The 3,584-nt window shown below is 56.4% G+C and carries 4 protein-coding genes; all 4 read left to right on the top strand.

The annotated features are described in order from the left end of the window. Positions 1-175 precede the first annotated feature (175 nt). The 4 genes from EDD52_RS23330 (at position 176) to EDD52_RS23315 (ending at position 3,576) form a co-directional block, all read left to right on the top strand. Positions 176-814, top strand: coding sequence for an AraC family transcriptional regulator (locus EDD52_RS23330; RefSeq protein ID WP_132249000.1), 639 nt, complete (start codon positions 176-178; stop codon positions 812-814). Positions 815-841: 27 nt separating this feature from the next. Beyond that, positions 842-1,599 (top strand): IS5 family transposase gene (locus tag EDD52_RS23325; protein WP_132248999.1). Its coding sequence is split into 2 segments (ribosomal slippage): positions 842-1,163 and positions 1,163-1,599, totalling 759 coding nucleotides; the frame shifts between segments, so codons are not numbered across the junction. Beyond that, entirely contained in the window at positions 1,596-2,537 is a 942-nt protein-coding gene (locus EDD52_RS23320; protein ID WP_132248998.1) for a S1 family serine peptidase, read from the top strand. The genes EDD52_RS23325 and EDD52_RS23320 overlap by 4 nt, the downstream gene beginning before the upstream one ends. Positions 2,538-2,673: 136 nt before the next feature. Continuing rightward, positions 2,674-3,576: an IS110 family RNA-guided transposase gene (locus EDD52_RS23315; protein ID WP_243652086.1), complete on the top strand. Its 903-nt coding sequence runs from the start codon at positions 2,674-2,676 to the stop codon at positions 3,574-3,576. Positions 3,577-3,584 lie beyond the last annotated feature (8 nt).

The raw sequence follows: 3,584 nt of genomic DNA, 5'->3' as shown, positions 1-3,584 counted from the left end.
TATATGAGGGCGGCCCGCCTGGGGGCTTTGCCCTCTGAACGACGGGTCAAAATCAAACGCTGAAACCGGGTCAGTTTTGAACGCTCATTGACAACAATGTCAAATAAAGAGTGTTGGCCGTGGATGAAATGATAGTCTTGACCATTTCCGTCATCCACTTAACCTGAATGGCCTTATGCCTCCTCAGCCAAACAACACTCTGAACCTTCTTGTCCTGGTGACGCCGAATTTCAATATGGCGGCGACAGTCGGTTTCATCGACCCGTTTCGCGCCGCGAATTACCTTGAGGGTAAAGCGCGGTTCCAGTGGCAAATTGCTTCCCTCAATGGTGGACCCTGCACTGCCAGCAACGGGATGACCATCGATACTGCGTCCTTGGCTGAGGTTCGGGACGGGCACAAAGACTTTGTGATTGTCTCCTCCAGTTGGGCACCGGAGGCCTACAACGCGACACCGCTTCACACGTCGCTCTGGCGTTGGGCCGGTCTGGGGGCCACGCTGGGCGGTCTGGACACCGGAGCGTTCATCCTTGCTGAGGCGGGTTTGCTCAGGGGGCGCCGTGCAACGGTGCATTATGAACATATCGATGCGATGAAAGAGCTCTATCCGAATGTTGAGGTCAGCGAGGAACTGTTCGTATTCGATGAGTCACGCATCACTTGTTGTGGTGGTGCCGCTGCGGTGGATTTTGCCCTACAAATTATCAAGGGCATCAAGGGGGATGCGCTAGCGAATGCGGCGGCGCGATACGTGTTTCACCAGACCGTGCGACCCCTAGGGTCAGGACCCATTGATTTTGTCCGCGCAGCATGATTCATCGTTCGAAAAACGAGCGGTGACATGTCTGATCTCTTCTGGCTGAGCGACGCACAGATGGCGCGTCTGGAGCCCTATTTCCCGAAGCCCCACGGCAAGCCGCGTGTCGACGACCGGCGCGTTCTGAGTGGGATTATCTTTATAAATCGCAATGGCTTACGCTGGCGTGATGCGCCGAAAGAGTATGGTCCATATAAGACGCTATACAACCGTTGGAAGCGGTGGAGCGATAAGGGCATCTTTGCGCAGATGATGGCTGGCCTGGCGGCTCAGCACGGCGAGAAGAAGACAGTGATGATCGATGCGACCTATCTGAAAGCCCATCGCACCGCGTCCAGCCTGGGCGTGAAAAAGGGGGGCGTGGCCGCCTGATCGGTCGCACCAAGGGCGGAATGAATACGAAGCTGCATGCCATCTGCGACAGTCAGGGGCGCCCGATCAACTTCTTCGTCTCTGCCGGACAAGTCAGCGATTACATCGGGGCGAAGGCGCTGCTCAGCAGCCTGCCGAACGTCGATTGGTTGCTCGGAGATCGCGGCTATGACGCCGATTGGTTCAGAGAAGCGTTGGAAGACAAAGGGATACGCCCCTGCATCCCCGGTCGAAAACAACGCAAGATCCCCGTTAAATATGACAAACGCCGCTACAAACGCCGCAACCGGATCGAGATCATGTTCGGCAGGCTCAAGGACTGGCGCCGTGTCGCAACCAGATATGATAGGTGCCCCAGGGTCTTCTGCTCAGCCATAGCTCTCGCCGCAACCGTCATGTTCTGGCTATGAAACGAGAACGAGTCCTGACCCTAAGCGGCTGGATAGGTGCAACCATTAGCAGCTCCTCAAGCGAGACGGTATCTGAAACAAATGCCGCCAGTGCGTTGGAAATTGAAAGAACGAAGGTCCAAGGCAACCTAGACTTAGAACTGACAAAGCAGACTGCCGCCGAAAACCTGGCGAGGTTAGAGTTCGAAACATCATTGATTTTGGGAGCCATTGAAGACAGCAGCCGAGAAGAAGCAATCAGGAACCTACGCTTCTTTCTTGCTGCTGGCTTCATCTCGGACCCAGGCGGCAAGATTGCATCTCTACAAGATGATCAACTTCCCTCAAAGGCCGGGCCGTCCCCAGACGACATACTTAAAGCCTTTGAAGCAACAGTACAAATTCAGTTCTTAGCACCGAGTAAGGACAATGGTTACTGCACAGCGGTAGCTGTTGATCCAGAGCACTTGCTCACAGCCGGATTTTGCGACAGCAACCGTGTAGGCACGCAAGCACCTAGCTTTGCTCAATACTCAGATGAAGGAGGACTTCACAATCTCTCTCTTGTTACGATGGCCGCGAATGGCGGGCTTGCTCTTCTAAAACTCGATAGTGGTGCAAAGTTCTCAACTTCAATCTACTGGAAGCTTGTTCGGGAGCCTGTTCTAGGTGAACCAATCTACATGGCGACTTGGGTTCCGGGTACTGAAAGCCGCAGCTTGCGTACTTGCACCGTTATTGAACTCTCCCCCGAAGAGCAGTCGTTCAGCCACGATTGTACAACTGGCGCAGGCTCGGCAGGCTCGCTGATGATTTCTGCCATCGATGATGCCCCACTTGGTATCCACAATGGCGTTTCGTTTGATCCTGCTACTGGAAATGCAGACAAGGCTTTCGCCGCACAGCTAACCAGTATTTCAGCGGAAATCTCCAGCCTAATAGACGTTGATGCAGACTGATCAGAAAACTGCCCGAACTCATACGTTTTGGTCACCGGCGTAAACGACATGGTGTGATTGCGGCGGTCGCTCTCCGGGTGGCGAACGAGGTCCGGTATATTGGCCTCATGGATAAATGCCGTGAGGAGAACGACCTATGGAACATTATGCCGGTTTGGATGTGTCGCTGAAAGAGATTTCAGTCTGCGTGGTGGACAAGGATGGCAAGACCGTCGCGCGCGGGGCTTGCCCTGCCGATCCCGAGGGTGTGGCGGGCTGGTTGCGCGTGCGGTCGCTGACACCGCACCGGATCGTGCATGAAAGCGGAATGCTCTCGATCTGGCTGCAACGCGGGCTCGCGCGGCTTGGTCTTCCGGCCACCTGCATCGATGCGCGCAAGGCGCACAAGGCCTTGTCGGCGCGGCTCAACAAGTCCGACGCCGCTGATGCGGAGGGGCTGGCGCAGCTTGCACGCACAGGCTGGTTCACGCCGGTTCACATCCGCAGCGAGGACGCGGATCGTTTGCGCAGCCTCGTGAGTGCGCGAGAACGGCTGATCCGTTTGCGCAAGGATCTGGAGGGACACATTCGAGGGGTCCTGAAGACCTTCGGTATTCGCATGACCGGAATTGGTCTGGGCCGCCAACGTCAAGGGTTCCGCGATCAACTGGCGGCGGCGGGAGAAACCGATCCGGTATTGCGCGTTATTGCCGATGGTTTCATTGCCGCCCATGCGACGTTGTGCGAGGCGGCCGACGATCTGAACAAGGCCGTTAAGCGGAGGGCCAAGACACATCCTGTGGCGCGCCGTCTGATGACAATCCCCGGTGTTGGCCCGGTCAACGCGCTCAGCTTCATCGCGCTGGTCGATGATCCGAACCGGTTCAGCCGGACGTCCGATGTGGGCGCTTTCCTGGGGCTGACACCAAAGCGCCACCAGTCAGGCGAAGTGGATTGGTCAGGGCGCGTGTCGAAAGTAACCGCCCGGTTTAGGCCGCCTTGCAATCTTCGGGCGGTGCTGGTGTCCAATTCCAAGGAAGCAATTCGTCGAGCCGGTTGATTTTGTGA

The sequence above is a fragment of the Primorskyibacter sedentarius genome (genome assembly GCF_004342065.1).
GTDB classification, from domain to species: Bacteria; Pseudomonadota; Alphaproteobacteria; order Rhodobacterales; family Rhodobacteraceae; genus Primorskyibacter; species Primorskyibacter sedentarius.
Note: the sequence above shows the minus strand (reverse complement) of the source record. Positions and strands in the feature narration are given on the sequence as shown.